Source organism: Nocardia sp. NPDC056064, from assembly GCF_042266925.1.
In the GTDB taxonomy this organism is placed as follows: domain Bacteria; phylum Actinomycetota; class Actinomycetes; order Mycobacteriales; family Mycobacteriaceae; genus Nocardia.
Genome location: NZ_JBHJWO010000001.1, coordinates 3,031,333 through 3,053,373, shown reverse-complemented (window position 1 = coordinate 3,053,373; position 22,041 = coordinate 3,031,333). Strand labels below are relative to the sequence as shown.

Genomic DNA, 22,041 nt, shown 5'->3' with positions numbered 1-22,041 from the left:
GGCTGAGGCGCCTGCGTTCCGGTGTCGTCGGGGAGCGCCTGCACGGGTGTTCCGGAAGCGAGGTTTGGGTTGGACCGGCTGGATTTCGGCGGAAACGGCGAGGAGTACTTCCCGCTCTCGCCCGCACAGCTGGGTATCTGGTACGCGCAGCACGTCGACCCACAGGTGCCGATCAACATCGCCCAGTACGTCGACCTGCGCGGCCACCTCGACGTGGCGGTGCTCGAACGCGTCAGCTCCGAGGCCGCCGCCGAGCAGCAGTCCGGCTTCCTGCGCATCGTCGAGATCGACGGCGAACCCATGCAGACCGTCGACCTCACCCAGGACGACACCCTCATCTACGTCGACCTGCGTGGTGAGGCCGACCCCGAGTCCGCCGCCGCCGAGTGGATGCGCCGCGAGTACAGCCGCCCGCTCGACATCGTCGCCGACCGCCTGGTCCAGGCCGCCGCGCTGCAGCTCGAGGACGAGCGCTGGTACTGGTATGCCCGCGTCCACCACATCGTGCTCGACGGTTTCGGCGCCAACAACTTCGTCAACCGCACGGCACAGCTCTACACCGCGGCGGTCACCGGCGCCGAGGCCCCGGCCAACAAGGCCACCGACCTGCGCACCCTCTACGAGTCGGAGATCGCCTACCGCGACAGCTCCCGCTTCGAGTCCGACAAGGCGCACTGGGCCCAGCGCGTCGAGGGGCTGGAAGAGGGCAGCAGCCTCACCGGTCGCTCCGCGCCGCCCTCGCCGGTCAACGACGTCACCAGCGCGGCCCTGCGCCCGGCCCAGGACACGGTGTTCGACGAGGCCATCGCCCGCCACGACACCACTTCCGCGCCGCTGCTCATCGCCGGTTTCGCGGCATACCTGGCCCAGATCACCGGCACCGAGGACGTGATCCTCAGCCTCCCGGTCACCGGCCGCACCACCGCCGTGATGCGCCGCTCCGGCGGTGTCACCTCCAACATCGTGCCGCTGCGCCTGCGCGTGGGCCACGACACCACCGTGGCCGAACTGCTGCGCGCGGTCACCACCGAGGTCTCCGGGGCGCTGCGCCACCAGCGCTACCGCCACGAGGACATCCGGCGCGATTCCGCCGGTGACGGCATGGTCGCCACGGAGTTCTTCGGCCCGTGGGTCAACATCATGCTCTTCGACAACGCGCTGCGCTTCGGCGAGATGGACGGCACGCTCAATGTGCTGTCCACCGGCTCGATCGAGGACCTGGGCGTCAACTTCTACCAGTCGCACGGCGGCACCCGCTCGCACATCGACTTCGAGACCAACCCCAACCTCTACACCGCGGCCGAGGCGGCCACCCACCACGGCCGCTTCCTCGAGTTCTTCGAGCGTTTCCTGGCCGCCGACGCCGCGCTGCCGGTCTGGCGGCTGCCGGTCACCGGCACCGCCGAGCTGGAGCGCTCGCTGACCGAGTGGAACGACTCGGCCCACGAGGTCCCCGCCACCACCCTGCCCGCCCTGCTGGACGCGCAGATCCCGCGCACCCCCGACGCCGTCGCCCTGGACTTCGAGGGCGAGACCCTCACCTACGCCGAGTTCGGCGCGCGGGTCAACCGGCTGGCCCGGTTCCTGATCGCCGACGGTGTGGGCCCGGAGTCGCTGGTCGCGCTCGGGATGCGCCGCTCGCTGGACCTGGTGATCGGTATGCACGCGGTGCTGCGCGCCGGAGGCGCCTACGTGCCGATCGACCCCGACCACCCGGCCGACCGCACCGCCTACATCCTCGAGTCCGCGGCACCGGTCTGCGTGCTGACCACCACCCGCGACGACCTCGACCTGCCCGCGACCGTCGCGCGCGTGGAGATCGACACCCTCGACACCGCCGCCTTCGCCGACACCCCGGTCACCGACGCCGACCGGCTCGCGCCGCTGCGCCCGGACAACACCGCCTACGTCATCTACACCTCGGGTTCCACCGGCCGCCCCAAGGGCGTGGCCGTCACCCACCACGCGATCGTCAACCAAGAGCTGTGGATGCTCGACGAGTACGCGCTCACCGCCGACGACGTCTACCTGCAGAAGACCGCCACCACCTTCGACGTGTCGCTGTGGGGCTACTTCCTGCCGCTGATGGTCGGCGCCAAGCTGGTCATCGCCTCGCCGGACGGGCACCGCGACCCGCTCTACGTCGCGGACATGATCGCCCGCCACGGCGTCACCGTGACGGACTTCGTCCCGTCCATGCTGACGGTCTTCGTCGCCCACGCCACGCAGGCCCAATGCGCAACGCTGCGTGCCGTTTTCGTGATCGGTGAGGCACTGCCGCCGGAGACCGCCGCCGGTCTGCGCGCGATCTCCACCGCCGGGCTGCACAACCTGTACGGCCCCACCGAGGCCGCGGTCTCGGTCACCTACTGGGAGGCCACCGAGGCCGACACCGTCACGGTGCCGATCGGTATCCCCGAGTGGAATGTCGAAGTCTACGTGCTGGATTCGCGGCTGCGACCGGCCGCGATCGGCGCCCCGGGTGAGCTGTATCTGGCGGGCCGTCAGCTCGCGCGCTGCTACCGCGGCCGCCCGGACCTGACCTCGGACCGCTTCGTAGCCAACCCCGTCGGCGGGCCCGGCGAACGCATGTACCGCACCGGTGACCTGGTGCGCTGGAACGCCGAGGGCGTCCTGGAGTACATCGGCCGCACCGACTTCCAGGTGAAGTTCCGTGGTCAGCGCATCGAGCTCGGCGAGATCGAGACCGACCTGCTGGCCCATCCGACCCTGAGCCAGGCCGCGGTGCTGGTGGTCGACACCGCCACCGGCCAGCAGCTGGTCGCGTATGTGGTGCCCGCGCCGGGCCAGTCCGCCGACCCGGCGACACTCACCCGTTTCGTCGCCGAGAAGCTGCCCAGCTACATGGTGCCCGCGTCGATCATGGTGCTCGACGCGTTCCCGCTCAACACCTCCGGCAAGCTGGACCGCAAGGCCCTGCCCGAGCCCGTGTTCAGCGCCGCCGCAGGCGATTTCCGCGCCCCGCGCACCCCGTCCGAGCAGATCGTGGCGGGGATCTTCGCCGACGTGCTCAGCCAGGAACGCGTCGGCGCCGACGACAACTTCTTCGAGCTCGGCGGCAACTCGCTGGTCGCCACCCAGGTGGTGGCCCGCATCGGCGCCGCCTTCGGCATCCAGCTCGGTGTGCGCGCGCTGTTCGAGACCCCGACCGTGGCCGGGCTGGCCGCGCGGGCCGAATCCGTCACGCCCGCCGAGGTTTCCAGCCGTCCCGCGCTGGTCGCGCTGCCACATCCCGACCAGGTGCCGCTGTCGCTGGCCCAGCAGCGGATGTGGTTCATCAACCAGTTCGACCCCACCGCGCCGACCTACAACCTGCCGTTCGTGGTGCGGATGAAGGGCCGCGTCGATGTCGACGCGCTCATCGCCGCGCTCGACGACGTGGTGGCGCGCCAGGAATCGCTGCGCACCGTCTTCCCTGACGCCGACGGCGGCTTCCAGCAGGTCCTCGGCGCCGACGAGTTCGACCTGGGCATCACGGTGACCCCGATCGACCAGTCGCTGCTGCACGACGAGCTGATCAACTTCGCCTCCACCGGCTTCGACGTCACCCTGGAACTGCCGATCCGCGTACGGATCTACCAGGTGACCGGCGGATCGACCAATGGCACACCGGAATTCGCGGTCGCGTTCGTGGTCCACCACATCGCCGCCGACGGTTTCTCCTTCGGCCCGCTGGCCCGCGACGTGGCCACCGCCTACCTGGCCCGCTCGGCCGGGCAGGCGCCCGCCTGGACGCCGCTGCCCGTGCAGTACCGCGACTACACGCTGTGGCAGCGCGAATTGCTCGGTGCCGAAAGCGATCCCGCGTCGATGGCCGCGCGCCAGCTCGACTACTGGCAGCGCACCCTCGACGGCCTGCCCGACCAGCTCGATCTGCCCAGCGACCGCCCGCGTCCGCAGCAGCAGAGCTTCCGCGGCGCACGCGTCGGCTTCGACATCGACGCCGAGACCCACGCCCAGCTGGCCGCGCTGGCCCGCGCCAACGGCGTCACCCTGTTCATGGTGGTGCACGCCTCGCTGGCCGTGCTGCTCGCGCGCCTGTCCGGCACCACCGACATCGCCGTGGGCACGCCCATCGCCGGCCGCGGTGAGCAGGCCCTCGACGACCTGATCGGCATGTTCGTCAACACCCTGGTGTTGCGCTCCGACGTCGACCCGGCCCAGCCGTTCAGCGAGTTCCTCGCGCGCACCCGCGAGACCGACCTGTCGGCCTTCGCCAATGCCGATGTGCCGTTCGAGCGCCTGGTCGACGTGCTCAACCCCTCGCGCTCGCAGGCGCGCCACCCGCTGTTCCAGGTGGTGCTCTCGTTCCAGGAGATGTCGCACGGCACGCTGGAGCTGCCCGGTCTCACGGTCAGCGCCGACGAGGTCGAGGTCGACATGGCCAAGTTCGACCTGCAGTGGACGCTCACCGAGGAGCACACCACCACCGGCTCGCTCTCGGGCCTGACCGGCGTACTCACCTACGCCGTCGACCTGTTCGACCAGGCCACCGTCGAGGAGCTGCTGCTGCGCTGGCGCCGCGTGCTCGACGCCATCCTGGCCGACCCGGCGGTCACCGTCGGCGCGATCGACGTCCTCGACGACGCCGAACGCACCGACCTGGTCACCCGCTACGGCGCCCCCGCCGCGGTCGCGCGGACCCTGCCGCAGCTGATGGCCCAGGCCGCCCGCGACACCGAGGCCACCGCCGTGGTGTTCGAGGGGACAGCTGTGTCTTATGGCGAGCTCGATCGCCGCTCGAACCAGTTGGCGCGCTTGCTGATCCAGCAGGGCCTCGGTGCCGAGGACTTCGTCGCCGTGGCCGTGCCGCGCTCGCTGGAGTCGGTGCTGGCGGTGTGGTCGGTCGCCAAGACCGGTGCCGCGTTCGTGCCCGTCGACCCGAACTACCCGGCCGACCGCATCGCGCACATGATCGCCGATGCCGGTGTGTCCGTGGGTATCACGGTCAGCGCCGAGCTGGGCGAGGTGCCCGATACGGTGCGCTGGCTCGAGATCGACGACATCGATCTCGACGACATCTCCGATGCCCCGCTGGCCCCGCGCGAACTGGTCCGCCCGACCGATCCCGCCCAGCCCGCGTACCTGATCTACACCTCCGGTTCCACCGGTGTGCCCAAGGGCGTCGTGGTGACCCATGCCAGCGTCGCCAACTTCTGCGCCGAGCAGATCGAGCTGTACTCGCTCGACACCGACACCCGCGCACTGCATTTCGCCTCGCCCTCGTTCGACGCCTCGGTGCTGGAACTGCTGCTGGCGCTGGGTCGCGGCGGCACGCTCGTCGTGGTGCCGCCGGGGGTCTACGGCGGTGAGGAACTGCGCGACATCCTCATCACCGAGCAGGTCACCCACGCCTTCGTCACCCCGGCCGCGCTGGCCACCTTCGACGCCCGCGGCCTCGATCACCTGCGGGTGCTCGCCGCCGGTGGCGAGGCGGTGCCGCCGGAGCTGGTCACCAAATGGGCGGTGCCGCTGCCCGACGGCTCGCGCCGCATGCTCGGCAATGTCTACGGCCCGACCGAGACCACCATCGCCTCCAACCTGTCCCAGGGCCTGATCCCGGGGGAGCGGGTCGTCATCGGTGGACCCATCCGCGGCGTCCACACCCTGATCCTCGACGACCGCCTGCGCCCCGTGCCGGTGGGCGTGGCCGGTGAGCTCTACATCGGCGGCGTCGGCATGGCGCGCGGCTACCACGCGCGCCCCGCGCTGACCTCGGACCGTTTCGTCGCCAACCCGTACGCCCCCGGTCAGCGGATGTACCGCACCGGTGACGTGGTGCGCTGGACGGCCGACCGCAATGTCGAATACGTCGGCCGCTCCGACTTCCAGGTGAAGGTTCGCGGTTTCCGGATCGAGCTGGGCGAGATCGACTCGGCGCTGGCCTCGCACGAGACCGTCGACTTCGCCGTCAGCATCGGCCACAAGAACAAGGGCGGCAGCACCTCGCTGGTGTCCTACGTGGTCGCGGTGCCCGGCAGCTCGATCGACATCCCCGCCCTGACCGACCATGTGGCACAGCGCCTTCCGGCGTACATGGTGCCGTCCTCGATCATGGTGCTCGCCGCGATCCCGCTGACGGTCAACGGCAAGCTCGACCGTCGCGCGCTGCCCGCGCCGGTGTTCGAGGTGCGCGAGTTCCGTGCCCCCACCACCCCGATCGAGCAGATCGTGGCCCAGGTCTTCGCCGATGTGCTCGAGCTGAGCCGCGTCGGTGTCGAGGACGACTTCTTCGAACTCGGCGGCAACTCGCTGATCGCCACCCAGGTGGCCTCGCGTATCGGCATCGCCCTGGACACCCGGGTGCCGGTGCGCATGCTGTTCGAGGCACCCACCGTCGCGGCGCTGGCCGCGCGGGTGGAGTCGCAGGCCGGTGACGGTGCCCGCAAGGCGCTGGTCGCGCGCGAGCGGCCCGATCTGGTGCCGCTGTCGCTGGCCCAGCAGCGCATGTGGTTCCTCAACCGCTTCGACACCGCCTCGGCGGTCAACAACATCCCGGTCGCCATCCGGCTCTCCGGTGAACTCGACGTGGCCGCGCTGCAGGTCGCCGTGATCGACGTGATCGACCGGCACGAGTCGCTGCGCACCGTGTTCCCCGAATCGGGCAACGGCCCGGTGCAGGTGGTGCTCGACGCCGCCCAGATCGTCCCCGACCTGACCCCGTACCGGGTCACCGAGGACAACCTCATCGACCATCTGATCGATCTGGCCTCGATGGCCTTCGATGTCACCAGCGAAGTCCCGCTGCACGCACGGCTGTTCGAGATCAGCGAGACCGAGTACGTGCTCGGCATGGTGGTGCACCACATCTCCGCCGACGGCTGGTCGATGGCGCCGCTGTCGCGCGATGTCATCGTCGCCTACGCCGCGCGCACCTCGTGGGAGGCGCCGACCTGGGCCGAATTGCCGGTCCAGTACGCCGATTACGCGCTGTGGCAGCGCGAGGTACTCGGCTCCGAGGACGACCCCAAGTCGCTGATCTCCTCCGAGATCGACTACTGGACCCGCGAACTCGCCGATCTGCCCGACGAACTGGTGCTCCCGGCCGACCACCCGCGTCCGCCGGTGGCCACCTATCGGGGTGGCACCTACAGCTTCGTCATCTCCGGTGACACCCAGCGTGCCCTGGTCGAACTGGGCCGCCGCTACAACGCCTCGCTGTTCATGGTCATGCACAGCGCGCTGGCCGTGCTGCTGGCCCGCGCCAGCGGCACCAGCGACATCGCCATCGGCACGCCCGTGGCCGGTCGTGGTGACCAGGCCCTCGACGACCTGGTCGGCATGTTCGTCAACACCCTGGTGCTGCGCTCGCAGGTCGAGGGCGCCACCTCCTTCGCGACCCTGCTCGACCAGGCCCGCGAGACCGACCTGCAGGCGTTCGCGCACGCCGACGTGCCGTTCGAGCGGCTCGTCGAGGTGCTCAACCCGCCGCGCTCGCAGGCACGTCACCCGCTGTTCCAGGTGATGCTGTCGTTCCAGAACAACAAGCAGGCCTCGCTGCAACTGCCCGGCCTGTCGGTCAGCGGCATCGACTACGACTCGCAGCTGGCCAAGTTCGACCTGCAGCTCACGCTGACCGAGGTGCAGGACACCGACGGCGAGGCCGGCGGCATGTCGGCCGAGTTCTCCTACGCGCTGGACCTTTTCGAGGAGTCCACCATCGCCGCCTTCGCGCGGCGCCTGGACAACATCTTCGCCGCCATCGTCGCCGAGCCCGAAGTGGCCGTCGGTGACATCGATCTGCTCGCGCCCGAGGAGCACGCGCAGGTCCTCGTCGACTGGAACGACACCGCGCGTGCCGTGCCGGAGGCCACCCTGGTCTCGCTGTTCGACGCGCAGGTCGAGCGCACCCCCGACGCGGTCGCGCTGGTCTTCGAGAACGAGGAACTGACCTACCGCGAGCTGCAGGAGCGGGCCAACCGCATCGCCCGCAAGCTCATCGCCGAGGGCGTCGGCCCGGGTTCGCAGGTGGCCCTTGCCATCCGGCGCTCCACCGAACTCGTCGTCGCCATGTACGCGGTGCTGCAGACCGGTGCGGCCTATGTGCCGCTGGACCCGGATCAGCCCGCCGACCGCATCGGCCACATCATCGAGACCGCGCAGCCGCAGCTGGTGCTCACCAGCCGCCGCGACGGTTTCGAGGCCGACGGCGCGACCGTGCTGGCCGTCGAGAACATCGAGCTGCCCGCCGATTTCGGTGCCGCGCCGATCACCGACGCCGAGCGCACGCGTCCGCTGCGGGCCACCAATACCGCCTACGTCATCTTCACCTCGGGTTCGACCGGCCGCCCCAAGGGCGTGGCCGTCGATCACGCGGCGATCGTCAACCGGCTGCTGTGGATGCAGCACGAGTACCCGATCGACGCCGCCGACGCGGTGCTGCAGAAGACGCCCGCCACCTTCGACGTGTCGGTGTGGGAGTTCTTCTGGCCCTTGCAGACCGGCGCGCGCCTGGTGGTCGCCAAGCCCGACGGCCACCGCGATCCGGTGTACCTCGCGCAGGTCATCGCCGAGCGCGGCATCACCACCGCGCACTTCGTGCCCTCGATGCTGTCGGTGTTCGTCTCGACGCTGGGCAACAACGGCAACGGCAGTGCCGTGCGGCTGCGTCAGGTGTTCGCCTCCGGTGAGGCGCTGCCCGCGCCCACCGCGCAGCGCCTGCGCGAGCTGACCGGTGCCCGCCTGCACAACCTGTACGGCCCCACCGAGGCCGCGGTCGACGTCACCTATCACGAGGTCGTCGACGCCGATGTGGAGTCGGTGCCGATCGGCCGTCCGGTGTGGAACACCAAGGTGTTCGTGCTGGATTCGCGCCTGCACCCGGTGGCCCCCGGCGTCGCGGGTGAGCTGTATCTGGCGGGCGAACAGCTCGCCGTCGGCTACCTCAACCGCGCCGACCTCACCGCCGACCGCTTCGTGGCCAACCCGTACGGGCAGGCCGGTTCGCGGATGTACCGCACCGGTGACCTCGTCACCTGGACCCGCGACGGCGAACTGAACTACCTGGGCCGCACCGACTTCCAGGTGAAGCTGCGCGGCCTGCGCATCGAGCTCGGCGAGATCGAGGCCACGCTGCTGGCCCAGCCGGGCGTGGCCCAGTCGGTCGTCGTCGTGCGCGCCGACGCGCACGCGGGCGATCAGCTCGTGGGTTACGTGGTGCCCGAACCGGATTCGGTCCTGGACGTGACCGCGGTGAAGGCGGGCATCACCGCCGAACTGCCCGCCTACATGGTGCCGTCGGCGCTGATGGTGCTGGAGGCCTTCCCGCTCAACGCCTCCGGCAAGCTCGACCGCAAGGCGCTGCCCGCGCCGGTGTTCGAGGCCAAGGTGTTCCGTGCGCCCGCCACGCCGATCGAGGAGATCGTCGCGGAGATCTTCGCCGAGCTGCTCGGCGCCGACCGCGTCGGCGTGGACGACGACTTCTTCGCCCTCGGCGGCAACTCGCTGGTCGCCACCCAGGTGGCCGCGCGCCTGAGCAAGGCGCTCGACGCCGAGGTCGGCGTGCGCACGCTGTTCGAGGCGCCCACGGTCGGCGCGCTGGCGGCGCGGGTGGAATCGCACGCGGGCACCGGTCTGCGCGCCGAACTCACCGCGCGGCAACGTCCCGAGCATCCGCCGCTGTCGCTCGCGCAGCAGCGCATGTGGTTCCTCAACCGCTTCGACCTGGCCGACACCGGCGATTCGGGCACCTACAACATCCCCGTCGCGGTGCGCCTGCAGGGCCTGCTCGACCTGCCCGCCCTGCGCGGCGCGGTCGCCGACGTGATCGCCCGGCACGAGTCGCTGCGCACGGTGTACCCGTCGCACGACGGCACGGCCTACCAGAAGGTCCTCGCCGCCGCGGTCTCGATTCCCGAGGTGGAACTGATCGAGGCCGACGAGACCGACATGGCGATCTCGCTCTACGAGTTCGCCCGCCGCGGTTTCGACGTCACCGCCGCCGCGCCGGTGCGCCTGCGCGTCTACGAGCTCAGCGAACGCGAGCACGTGCTGGTGATGGTGGTCCACCACATCGCCGCCGACGGCTTCTCACTGCGCCCGCTGGTGCGCGACCTGATGACCGCCTACGTGGCGCGCACCGCCAACGCCGAGCCGGGCTGGCCGCCGCTGGAGGTGCAGTACGTCGACTACGCGCTGTGGCAGCGCGAGACCCTCGGCGACGAGAACGACCCCACCTCGCTGATCTCCGAGCAGCTCGACCACTGGCGCGACGCGCTGGCCGACCTGCCCGACGAACTGCGTCTGGGCCACAAGTCGCGGCCCGCGCAGGCCACCTACCAGGCGGGCACGCACCGCTTCGAGGTGCCCGGCGAGCTCGTGGAAGCGCTCAACCAGCTGGCCCACCAGCGCGGCACCACCCTGTTCATGGTGGTGCACAGCGCCTTCGCCGTGCTGCTCTCGCGCCTGTCGGGCACCGCCGACATCGCCATCGGCACGCCGGTGGCAGGACGTGGCCAGCAGGCCCTCGACGACCTGGTCGGCATGTTCGTCAACACCCTGGTGCTGCGCGCCGAGGTCGACCCGGCCGCCTCGTTCACCGAGCTGCTCACCCAGGTCCGCGAACGCGACCTGGCCGCCTTCGCCCACGCCGACGTGCCGTTCGAGCGCCTGGTCGAGGTGCTCAACCCGGCGCGTTCGCAGTCGCGCCACCCGCTGTTCCAGGTCATGCTCTCGTTCCAGAACCTGGGCCGCACCACGCTGGAACTGCCCGGCCTGACGGTCTCGGAACTGGGCATCGACCAGCACACCGCCAAGTTCGACCTGCAGCTCGCGCTCAGCGAGGTCCCGGCCGACGACGACAGTCACCTCGACGCCGAACTCGTCTACGCCACCGACCTCTTCGACGCCGGTTTCGCGACGACCTTCGGCGCGCGCCTGCTGCGTGTGCTCACCGCCATCGTGGCCGACCCCTCGGCCGCCGTCGGTGACATCGAACTGCTCGACGCCGCCGAACGCACCCTGGTGCTCGACCGCTGGAACGACACCGAGTTCGCCACCGACGCCGCGCTGAGCACGCCGAGTGACGACGACCCGGCCACCCTGCACGCCCTCTTCGAGGCCCAGGTCGCCCGCACGCCCGACGCGACCGCCCTCACCTTCGAGGGGACGAGTCTGTCCTACGCCGAATTCGCGGTGCGGGTGCGTCAGCTGGCGCGCTGGCTCAAGGACGCCGGTGTCGGCCCGGAAAGCTATGTGGCCCTCGGCACGCGGCGTTCGATCGACCTGCTGGTCGGCATGTACGCCGTCTCGGCCGCCGGTGGCGCGTACGTGCCGCTGGACCCCGATCACCCGGCCGAGCGCATCGAGCACATCCTCGACACCGCCCAGCCGGTGTGCGTGCTGACCTCCGGCGAGAGCCTGCCCGCCGCGGCGGGTCGCGAGGTGCGCATCGACGAGCTGGATCTGTCCGGCCATTCGGCCGAGCCGGTCACCGACGCCGACCGGCACCGGCCGCTGCGCTCGGGCAATACGGCCTACGTCATCTTCACGTCCGGTTCGACCGGCCGTCCGAAGGGTGTGGCGGTGAGCCACGCGGCCATCGTCAACCGCCTGGTGTGGATGCACGCCGCCTACGGCCTGGCCGCCGACGACGTGGTGTTGCAGAAGACGCCCGCCACCTTCGACGTGTCGGTGTGGGAGTTCTTCTGGCCCTTGCAGGTCGGCGCGCGCCTGGTGGTCGCCAAGCCCGACGGCCATCGCGACCCGGCCTACCTGGCCCGGCTCATCGCGGCCGAGCAGGTCACCACGGTGCACTTCGTGCCGTCGATGATGGCCGTGTTCGTCACCGAACCGCTTGCCGCGGACTGTGTCTCGCTGCGCAATGTGTTCGCCTCCGGTGAGGCGCTGCCCGCGCCCACCGCCCAGCGCCTGCGCGAGCTGACCGGCGCGGCCCTGCACAACCTGTACGGCCCCACCGAGGCCGCGGTCGACGTGACCTTCCACGAGGTCACCGACGCCGACCTGGACACCGTGCCGATCGGCGCCCCGGTCTTCAACACCCGTCTCTACGTGCTGGATTCGCGGCTGCGGCCGGTTCCGGTGGGTGTCGCGGGTGAGCTCTATCTGGCGGGCGTGCAGCTGGCCCACGGGTATGTCGGCCGCCCCGACCTCACCATGGACCGCTTCGTCGCCGACCCGTTCGCCCCCGGCGAGCGCATGTACCGCACCGGTGACCTGGTCACCTGGACCGAGCACGGTGAGCTGGAATACCTGGGCCGCACCGACTTCCAGGTGAAGCTGCGTGGTCTGCGCATCGAGCTCGGCGAGATCGAGTCCGCGCTCACCGCGCAGCCCTCGATCGCCCAGTCGGTGGTCGTGGTCCGCGCCGACGAGCGGACCGGCGACCAGCTGGTCGCCTACGTCATCCCGGAGCCGGGCGCCACCGTCGACACCGACGCGGTCAAGGACGCCCTCGGCGCCGAACTGCCGGTGTACATGGTGCCCGCGGCCTACGTGGTGCTCAGCGCCTTCCCGCTCAACGCCTCCGGCAAGCTCGACCGCAAGGCGCTGCCCGCGCCGGTGTTCGCGGCGCGCACCTTCCAGGCACCGGTCACCCCGGTGCAGCAGATCGTGGCCGCGACCTTCGCCGAGGTGCTCGGCGCCGGTCAGGTCGGCCTCGACGACGACTTCTTCGAACTCGGCGGCAACTCGCTGATCGCCACCCGGGTCGCCGCGCGCCTGTCCGAGGCGCTCGACACCCAGGTGCCGCTACGCGCGCTGTTCGAGGCCTCGACCGTGGCCGCGCTGGCCGCGCGGGTGGAGACCGCCACCGGACGCGGCGGGCGCATCCCGCTCGCCGCCCGGCCGCGCCCCGAGCTGGTCCCGCTCTCGCAGGCCCAGCAGCGCATGTGGTTCCTCAACCGCTTCGACAACCGCACCGCGGTCAACAACATCCCGGTGGCCATCCGCCTCACCGGCGATCTCGACGTGGCAGCTCTCGAAGCCGCCATCGCCGATGTCACCGCGCGGCACGAATCGCTGCGCACCTTCTATCCCGAGGTGGAAGGCGCCGGCTACCAGCAGATCCTGCCCGCCGACGAGGTCCGCTTCGCCCTGCCTGCCCAGCCCGTGGCCGCCGGTGACGTGGTCGCCCGCGTGGTGGAGCTGGCGGGCGTGCACTTCGACGTCACCCGCGAGGTGCCCTTCCGCGCGAGCCTGCTGCGCGTCGACGAGCAGACCCACGTCGCCGTGCTCGTCATGCACCACATCAGCGGTGACGGCTTCTCGCTGCGTCCGCTGCTGCGCGATGTCGTGGTCGCCTACACCGAACGCGCCCGGGGCGAGGTGCCCGCGTGGGCGCCGCTCGAGGTGCAGTACGCCGACTACACGCTGTGGCAGCGCGAAGTCCTCGGCGAGGAGAGCGATCCGGAGTCGGTCGCGGCGAGCCAGATCGCCTACTGGACCGAGCAGCTGCGCGATCTGCCCGACCAGATCGAGCTGCCCGCCGACCGGCCCCGGCCGGAGGTCGCCACCAATGCCGGTGACCTGTACCGCTTCTCGGTGGACGCGCCGCTGCACCAGGCGCTCACCGAGATCGCCAAGGCCCGTGGCGTCACGCTGTTCATGGTGATGCACGCGGCGCTGGCCACCTGGGCCGCGCGCCTGTCCAACAGCACCGACATCGCCATCGGCACCCCGATCGCCGGTCGTGGCGAGCGCTCGCTCGACGACCTGGTCGGCATGTTCGTCAACACCCTGGTGCTGCGCAGCGAAGTCGACCTCGGCGGCAGCTTCGCCGACCTGCTCGACCAGGTCCGCAAGGTCGACCTGTCGGCCTTCGCCAACGCCGACGTGCCCTTCGAACGGCTCGTCGACGTGCTCAGCCCCACCCGCTCGCAGGCGCACCACCCGCTGTTCCAGGTGGCGCTCACCTTCGAGGCGGCCACCGCCGCCGACGCGGGCACCGTCGCGCTGCCGGGCCTGGACCTCGATGTCGTCGACTTCGACCCGGGCACAGCCAAATTCGACGTGCAGCTCACCGTGGGCGAGGCCGCCGACGGCTCGCTGGCGCTGTCGTGGAACTACGCCACCGATCTGTTCGACGCCGAGACCGTCGCCGCCTTCGGTGACCGCCTGGTCCGCATCCTGCGGAGCGTCGCGGAGAACCCGGACGTGATCGTCGGCGACATCGACCTGCTCGGTGAGGCCGAACAGCGTGATGTCGCCCAGCGCTGGGTGTCCTCGGGTGCCGACGCCATCGGTCTGCCGGTCGTCCACGACGCCACCACCCCGGCGGGTCATCGCCGCGGGCTGTTCGGCAACAAGCACACCACGCTGGTCGACCTGTTCGACGCCGCCGCGGTCGCCTACCCGGATCGCATCGCCGCCAAGTTCGGTGTGGAATCGCTGACCTACGCCGAGCTCGACCGGCGCGCGAATGTGCTGGCGCGCAGGCTGATCGCCGACGGCGCCGGTCCCGAATCGCTCGTCGCGGTGATCCTGCCGCGCTCGCTCGATCTCGTCGTGGCGCTGCTGGCCGTGGTCAAGACCGGCGCCGGTTACGTGCCCGTCGACCCGACCTACCCGGCCGAGCGCATCGCCTACGTGCTCGAGGACTCCCGGCCCACCAGCGTGGTGCTCGACTCCACCGTCCAGGTGACCGTGCCCGGCCACCTGCCCTCGGTGGTGCTCGACGGGTTCGCCGTGGAGACCGGCAATGTCGAGGACGCCGACGACCTGCCGATCACCGACGCCGACCGCATCGCGCCGCTCTCGCCGGACAATGTCGCCTACGTCATCTACACCTCCGGCTCGACCGGCCGCCCCAAGGGCGTCGCCGTCGCGCACCGGAATGTGGTGCGGCTGTTCGCCAATACCGATCGCGACTTCGGCTTCGGCCCGCGCGATGTGTGGACGCTGTTCCACTCCTACGCCTTCGACTTCTCGGTGTGGGAGCTGTGGGGCCCGCTGCTGTTCGGCGGCTCGCTGATCGTGGTGGACTACTACACCTCCCGCTCGCCCGAGCAGTTCCTGGAACTGCTGCGCGTCGAGCAGGTCACCGTGCTCAACCAGACCCCGTCGGCGTTCTACCAGCTCGCCGAGGCCGACCGGAACGCCGGACCGGGCCTGGCGCCGCTGGCGTTGCGCTATGTGGTCTTCGGTGGTGAGGCGCTGGAACTGCGCCGCCTGTCGGACTGGGTGGCCCGGCGCGGCGACAGCTTGCCGACGCTGGTCAACATGTACGGCATCACCGAGACCACGGTGCACGTGTCGTTCCGCGCGCTGGACGCGAAAACCATTGCCGCCGCGTCCGGTTCGGTCGTCGGCCGGGCCATCGCGGGCCTGGGCGTCTACGTGCTCGACAACCGGCTGCGGCCGGTGCCGGTGGGTGTCGCGGGTGAGATGTACGTCGCCGGACCGCAATTGGCGCGCGGCTACCTCGGGCGCCCCGACCTCACCGCGACCCGCTTCGTCGCCAACCCGCTCGCGGGCCCGAACCAGGCCGGTTCCCGGCTGTACCGTTCCGGCGACCTCGCGCGCTGGAACCGCTTCGGTGAGCTCGAATACCTGGGCCGTGCCGACGATCAGGTCAAGGTGCGCGGCTTCCGCATCGAGCTCGGCGAGATCGAGGCCGCCGTGCTGGCCCAGCCCGGTATCGCGCAGGCCGCGGTCATCGTGCGCGAGGACCAGCCCGGTGACCAGCGCATCGTCGCCTATGTGGTCGCCGACGGCGAGGCCCAGCCCGATCTCGACGTGGTGCGCAGCGGCGCGGCCGAACAGCTGCCCGCGTACATGGTCCCGGCGGCGCTGGTCCGCCTGGAATGGATTCCGCTGACCGTCAACGGCAAGCTGGACCGCCGTGCCCTGCCCGCACCCGCGGTGCAGGCGCGCGCCTTCCGTGCCCCGGTGACGCCGGTGCAGGAGACCGTGGCCGCGGTCTTCGCCGAGGTGCTCGGCCTGGACCGGGTCGGCGTCGACGACGACTTCTTCGAACTCGGTGGCAACTCGCTGATCGCCACCCGCGTGGTCGCCCGCATCGGCGCGGCGCTCGGCGCGACGGTGCCGGTGCGCGCGCTGTTCGAGGCCTCCACCGTGGAGGCCCTGGCCACCCGGGTGGAATCGCACACCGGCGGCACCGCCCGCGCGGCGCTGGTCGCCCGCGAGCGCACCGAGGGTGAACTGGTGCCGCTGTCGTTCGCGCAGCAGCGCATGTGGTTCCTCAACAAGTACGACACCACCTCCGCCGCCTACAACCTGCCCGTGGCGATCCGCCTCACCGGCGCCCTCGACACCGAGGCGCTGGCGCTGGCGCTGGCCGACCTGGTGCGCAGGCACGAGTCGCTGCGCACCCGCTACCCCGAGCACGGCGGCACCCCGGTGCAGCAGATCGTGGCCGCCGAACGCATGTCGCTGGACCTGCGCCCGGTCACCGTCGCACCGGAGCGGCTCTTCGAGACCGTCACCGAGTTCGCCTCGGCCGGATTCGATGTGGCCGAAGAGGTTCCGCTGCGCGCCCGCCTGTTCCGGGCGAGTGCCGACGAGCACATCCTCGTCGTGGTGGTCCACCACATCGCCGCCGACGGCTTCTCCATCGCGCCGCTGACCCGCGACGTGATGCTGGCCTACACCGCCCGCGCCCAGGGCACCGCGCCCGGCTGGGCGCCGCTGCCGGTGCAGTACGCCGATTTCGCGATCTGGCAGCGCGCGGTGCTCGGCACCGAGGACGACACCGACTCGCTGATGTCGCGCCAGGTCGGCTACTGGCAGACCCAGCTCGCCGGCATCCCCGACGAGCTCACCCTGCCCTTCGACCGCCCCCGCCCGGCCATCGCCTCGCATCGCGGCGCCACCGTGCACCGCGAGCTGCCGCCGGAACTGATCGGCAGGCTCGACGAACTGGCCCGCCGCCAGGGCACCTCGCTGTTCATGGTCATGCACACCGCACTGGCCGTGCTGCTGGCCCGGCTCTCCGGCTCCGACGACATCGCCGTCGGCACGCCCATCGCGGGCCGTGGCGAGCAGGCCCTCGACGACCTGGTCGGCATGTTCGTCAACACCCTGGTGCTGCGCACCGGCGTGCGCCCCGGCGAGACGTTCACCGACCTGCTCGAGCAGTCCCGCAAGACCGACCTCGACGCCTACGGCAATGCCGACGTGCCCTTCGAGCGCCTGGTGGAACTCCTCGCGCCCGAGCGCTCGCAGTCGCGCAACCCGCTGTTCCAGGTGATGCTGGCCTTCCAGAACCTGGACCGCACCACCCTGGAACTGCCCGGCCTGGCCGTCTCCGCGCTCGACCTCGAGGAGAGCGTCGCCCGCTTCGACCTGCAGTTCACCCTGTCCGAGCTGGGCGAACCCGGCAGCGGCGGGATGGCGCTGGCCCTGAACTACGCCACCGAACTGTTCGACGAGGCCACCGTCGACACCATCGCCACCCGCTGGGAGCGCGTGCTCGAGGCCGTGGCCGCCGACGCGTCGGTGACCGTCGGCGCGATCGATGTCCTCGATGCCGCCGAGCGGGCCGACCTGGTGTTCCGGGTCGGCGAGCCGCCCGTGCCCGCGCGCACCCTGCGCACGCTGCTGGCCGAGGCCGTCGCCCAGAACCCGACCGGCGATGCCGTCGTGTTCCAGGGGACAGCTCTGTCCTACGCCGATCTCGACGAGCGCTCCAACCGCCTGGCCCGCCTGCTGATCGCGGAAGGCATCGGCGCGGAAGACCTTGTCGCCGTGGGTGTCCCGCGTTCGGCCGACTCGGTGCTGGCCGCCTGGGCCGTCGCCAAGACCGGCGCCGCGTTCGTCCCGGTCGACCCGACCTACCCCGCCGACCGCATCGCCCACATGGTCACCGACTCCGGCTCACCGCTGGGTCTCACGGTGGCCGCCGTGCGCGACGGCCTGCCCGACTCCGCGCGCTGGCTGGTGCTGGAAGACCTCGATCTGGCCGCCGTCGACGGCGGTCCGATCGCCGACGCGGAACTGGTCCGCGAGACCAGCCCCGAGCAGCCCGCCTACGTCATCTACACCTCCGGTTCCACCGGTGTGCCCAAGGGCGTCGTGGTCACCCACGCCGGTCTGGCCAACTTCGGCGAGGAGCAGGCCCAGCGCTACGCCCTCGACTCCGATTCGCGCGCACTGCATTTCGCCTCGCCCTCGTTCGACGCCTCGATCCTGGAACTGCTGCTGGCGCTGGCCCGCGGCGGTGCCCTGGTGGTCGTGCCGCCGGGTGTCTACGGCGGTGACGAACTGTCCGAGCTGATCCGCACCGAGCGGGTCACCCACGCCTTCATCACCCCCGCCGCCCTGGCCACCTTCGACCCGAGCGGCCTCGACTCGCTGCGCGTGCTCGTCGCCGGTGGTGAGGCGGTGCCCGCCGATCTGGTGAGCAAGTGGGCGGTTCCGTTGGCGGACGGCACGATTCGCGCCTTCCACAACGGGTACGGCCCGACCGAAACCACGATCATGACCAATATCAGCGCCGCGCTGACGCCGGGCGAGCTGGTCACCATCGGTGGCCCGACGCGCGGTATGCGCTCGCTGATCCTGGACGCCCAGCTCCAGCCCGTGCCGGTGGGTGTCGCGGGTGAGCTGTATCTGTCGGGCATCCAGCTGGCCCGCGGCTACCACGCCCGGCCCGGCCTCACCGCCGACCGGTTCGTCGCCGACCCGTTCGTGCCGGGGGAGCGGATGTACCGCACCGGCGACGTGGTCCGCTGGACCGCCGAGCGCACCGTCGAATACGTCGGCCGCTCCGACTTCCAGGTCAAGATCCGTGGCTTCCGTATCGAACTGGGCGAGATCGACTCGGCGCTGGCCGCGCACGAGACCGTCGACTTCGCCACCACCCTCGGCCACAAGAGCACCGCGGGCGCGGTCTCGCTGGTCGCGTATGTGGTTGCCGCGCCGGGTCGTTCGATCGATGTCGCGGCGCTGACCGCGCATGTCGAGGAACGCCTGCCCGCCTACATGGTGCCCTCCTCGATCATGGTGATCGACCACGTGCCGCTCACCCCGGTCGGCAAGCTCGACCGCAAGGCGCTGCCGGAGCCGGTGTTCGCCACCGAGGTCACCTTCCGGGCCGCGCGCACCCCCATCGAGCAGACCATCGCCGAGGTCTTCGCCGAGGTGCTCGGTGTGGAGCGCGTCGGTGTGGACGACTCGTTCTTCGCCCTCGGCGGCGACTCGATCGTCTCCATCCAGCTGGTCTCGCGGGCCAAGGCCCGTGGCGTGCTGTTCACCCCGCGCCACGTCTTCGAGCAGCGCACCGTCGCCGGGCTGGCCGCCGTGGCCGAAACCGCGGATGTGGCAGCCGCTTCCGCGATCACCCTCGCCGAGCTGCCGGGTGGTGGCGTCGGTGAGATGCCGCTGACCCCGGTCGTGCGGTTCATGGCCGAGCGCTCCGGCTCCTTCGGCCGGTTCAACCAGACCATGGCGCTGGAACTGCCGGTCGGCATCGACCGTGCGGGCATCGTCGCCACCGTCGGCGCGGTCATCGACCGCCACGACATGCTGCGCGCGCGCCTGCACCAGGTCGACGGCCGCTGGGTGGTCACCACCGCGCCTGCGGGCACCGTCGACGCCGACGCGCTCATCGACCACAGCACCTTCCCTGCCGACGCCACCGACGACCAGCTGGTCGAGATCGCCTCCGCCGCACTGGATGCCGGTCTTGACCGGCTCGACCCCGCCGACGGTGTGGTCGTGCGGTTCGTGTGGCTGGAGCCCGATGCCGCCGCGCGCGCGGGTCGCCTGATCGTCGTCGCGCACCACCTCGTGGTCGACGGCGTCTCCTGGCGCATCCTGGTGCCCGACTTCGTGGCCGCCTGGGGTCAGCTGTCCGCCGGTCAGCAGCCCGAACTGGTCGCCCCGGCCACCTCCATGCGCGCCTGGGCGCACGCCTTGGCCGACGAGGCGCGTACCCCCGAGCGCACCGCCGAGCTGGACTTCTGGCGCGAGGTCGTCGCGACCCCGGACCCGCTGCTCACCGAGCGGCCGATGAACCCGGCCGTCGACGTCTCCGGTGTCATCGAGAAGCTGCCGGTCGAGGTGTCCGCCGAGGTCACCAAGGCCCTGCTCACCACCGTCCCGGCGCTGTTCCACGGTGGCGTCAACGACGGTCTGCTCACCGCGCTGGCCCTGGCCGCCGCCAAGTGGCGTGGCACCCGCCTCGCCGCGGGCAACGGCGCGACCGCCGCCGACGACGCCCTGCTGGTGCGGCTCGAAGGCCACGGCCGTGAGGAAGAGGTCGCGCCCGGCGCCGATCTCTCCCGCACCGTCGGCTGGTTCACCGCGATCTTCCCGGTCCGCCTCGACCTGGCCGGGATCGATATCGACGCCGCGCTCGCCGGTGGGCCCGCGCTGGGTCAGGCGGTCAAGGCCGTCAAGGAGCAGCTGCTCGCGGTGCCCGACAAGGGCATCGGCTACGGCCTGCTGCGGTACCTCAACGCCGACACCGCCGCCGAGCTGCCCACCGAGCTGCCCGGCCAGATCAGCTTCAACTACCTGGGCCGGGTCGCCGACAGCGATGTGCCCGACGCCTTGCGCGGCTTCGGCTGGATTCCCGCGCCGGAGCTGGCCGCTCTGGGTGGTGCCTACGACGCCGACATGCCCGCCATGGCGCCGCTGGACGTCAACGCGATCGTCGTCGGTGACAAGCTCAGCGCGAACATCGGTTACCCGAGCACGCTGCTCGCCGCCGCCGAGGTGCGCGAGTTCGCCGACCTGTGGGTCACCGCGCTGGAAGCCGTTGCCCGGCACGCCAACTCGGCCGACGCCGGCGGCCACACGCCGTCGGACTTCGCGCTCGTGCGCTCTACCCAGCGCGATATCGATCTCTGGGAGAAGCGCTACCCCGAGCTGACCCAGGTGTGGCCGCTGGCCGCCCTGCAGGCCGGTCTGTTCTTCCACGCCCGCCTGGCCGCGAGCTCGGTCGACGTCTACACCGCGCAGGCGGTCCTCACCCTCACCGGCCGTGTCGACGCCACCCGTCTGCGCGCCGCCGCCCAGGCCCTGCTGGACCGGCACGAGACCCTGCGCACCGCCTTCGTCACCGACCACGACGGCAATGCCGTGCAGATCGTCCTCGACCACACCCCGGTGTCGTGGACCGAGCACGACCGCGTCGACACCGGCGAGTTCGCCGACCTGGTCGAGGCCGACCGCACCGCCCGCTTCGATCTGGCCGCGCCGCCGCTGATCCGGTTCACCCTCATCCGGGTCGCCGAGGACGAGTGGCGCTTCGTGGTGTCCAACCACCACATCCTGCTCGACGGCTGGTCGACCCCGCTGGTCATGCGCGACCTGCTCGCGCTCTACGCCCTGCACGGCGACGCCAGCGCGTTGCCCGCTCAGCGCTCGTACCGGCACTTCCTGGAATGGGTTGCCCAGCAGGATCATTCGGTGTCGGTGGCGGCCTGGTCCGAGGCCCTGCGCGGCGTCACCGAGCCGACCCTGCTCGCCCGTCCCGAGGCCGGTCGCGAGATCGCGGCGCTGTCGCAGGAGTACCTGTTCGACCTCGACGAGGCGGCCACGGCCCGCCTGGTCGCGCTGGCCGCCGAGCTCGGCGTCACCCCGAACACGGTCCTGCAGGTCGCCTGGTCGATCGTGCTCGGCCGGATGACCGGCCGCGACGACGTGCTCTTCGGCACCACCGTCTCCGGCCGTCCCGCGCAGCTGTCCGGCGTGGAATCCATGGTGGGTCTGTTCATCAACACCGTCCCGGTCCGGGTGCGTTTCGACGCCGCCGAATCGGTGCGCGAGGTGCTCACCCGCACCCAGGGCGAGCAGGCCGACCTGCTCGACCACCACTACATCGGCCTGGCCGAGATCCAGTCCGCGGCGGGCATCGGTGGCCTGTTCGACTCGCTGGTGGTCTTCGAGTCCTACCCGGTCGACGCCGAGGGCATCAAGGCCCAGGCCGCCGATATCGACGGCATGGCCGTCACCGGTCTGGACGCCGCCGACGCCACCCACTACCCGCTCTCGCTCATCGCCCAGCTCGACACCCAGCTGCGCATCCGCGCGGGCTACCTCAGCGACCTGTTCGACGCGGCCACCGTGCATCGCATCGCCGAGCGCCTGATCCGG

At 71.1% G+C, this 22,041-nt stretch carries 1 protein-coding gene (only partly in view); it reads left to right on the top strand.

The window, feature by feature from the left end:
- Positions 1-69: 69 nt before the first annotated feature.
- Positions 70-22,041 carry the 5' portion of a non-ribosomal peptide synthase/polyketide synthase gene (locus ACFC06_RS13940; RefSeq protein ID WP_375930104.1) on the top strand. Its footprint extends 21,780 nt past the window's final position, so 21,972 of the gene's 43,752 nt are visible here — the first part of the coding sequence; it begins with the start codon at positions 70-72; its stop codon lies beyond the right edge, outside the window.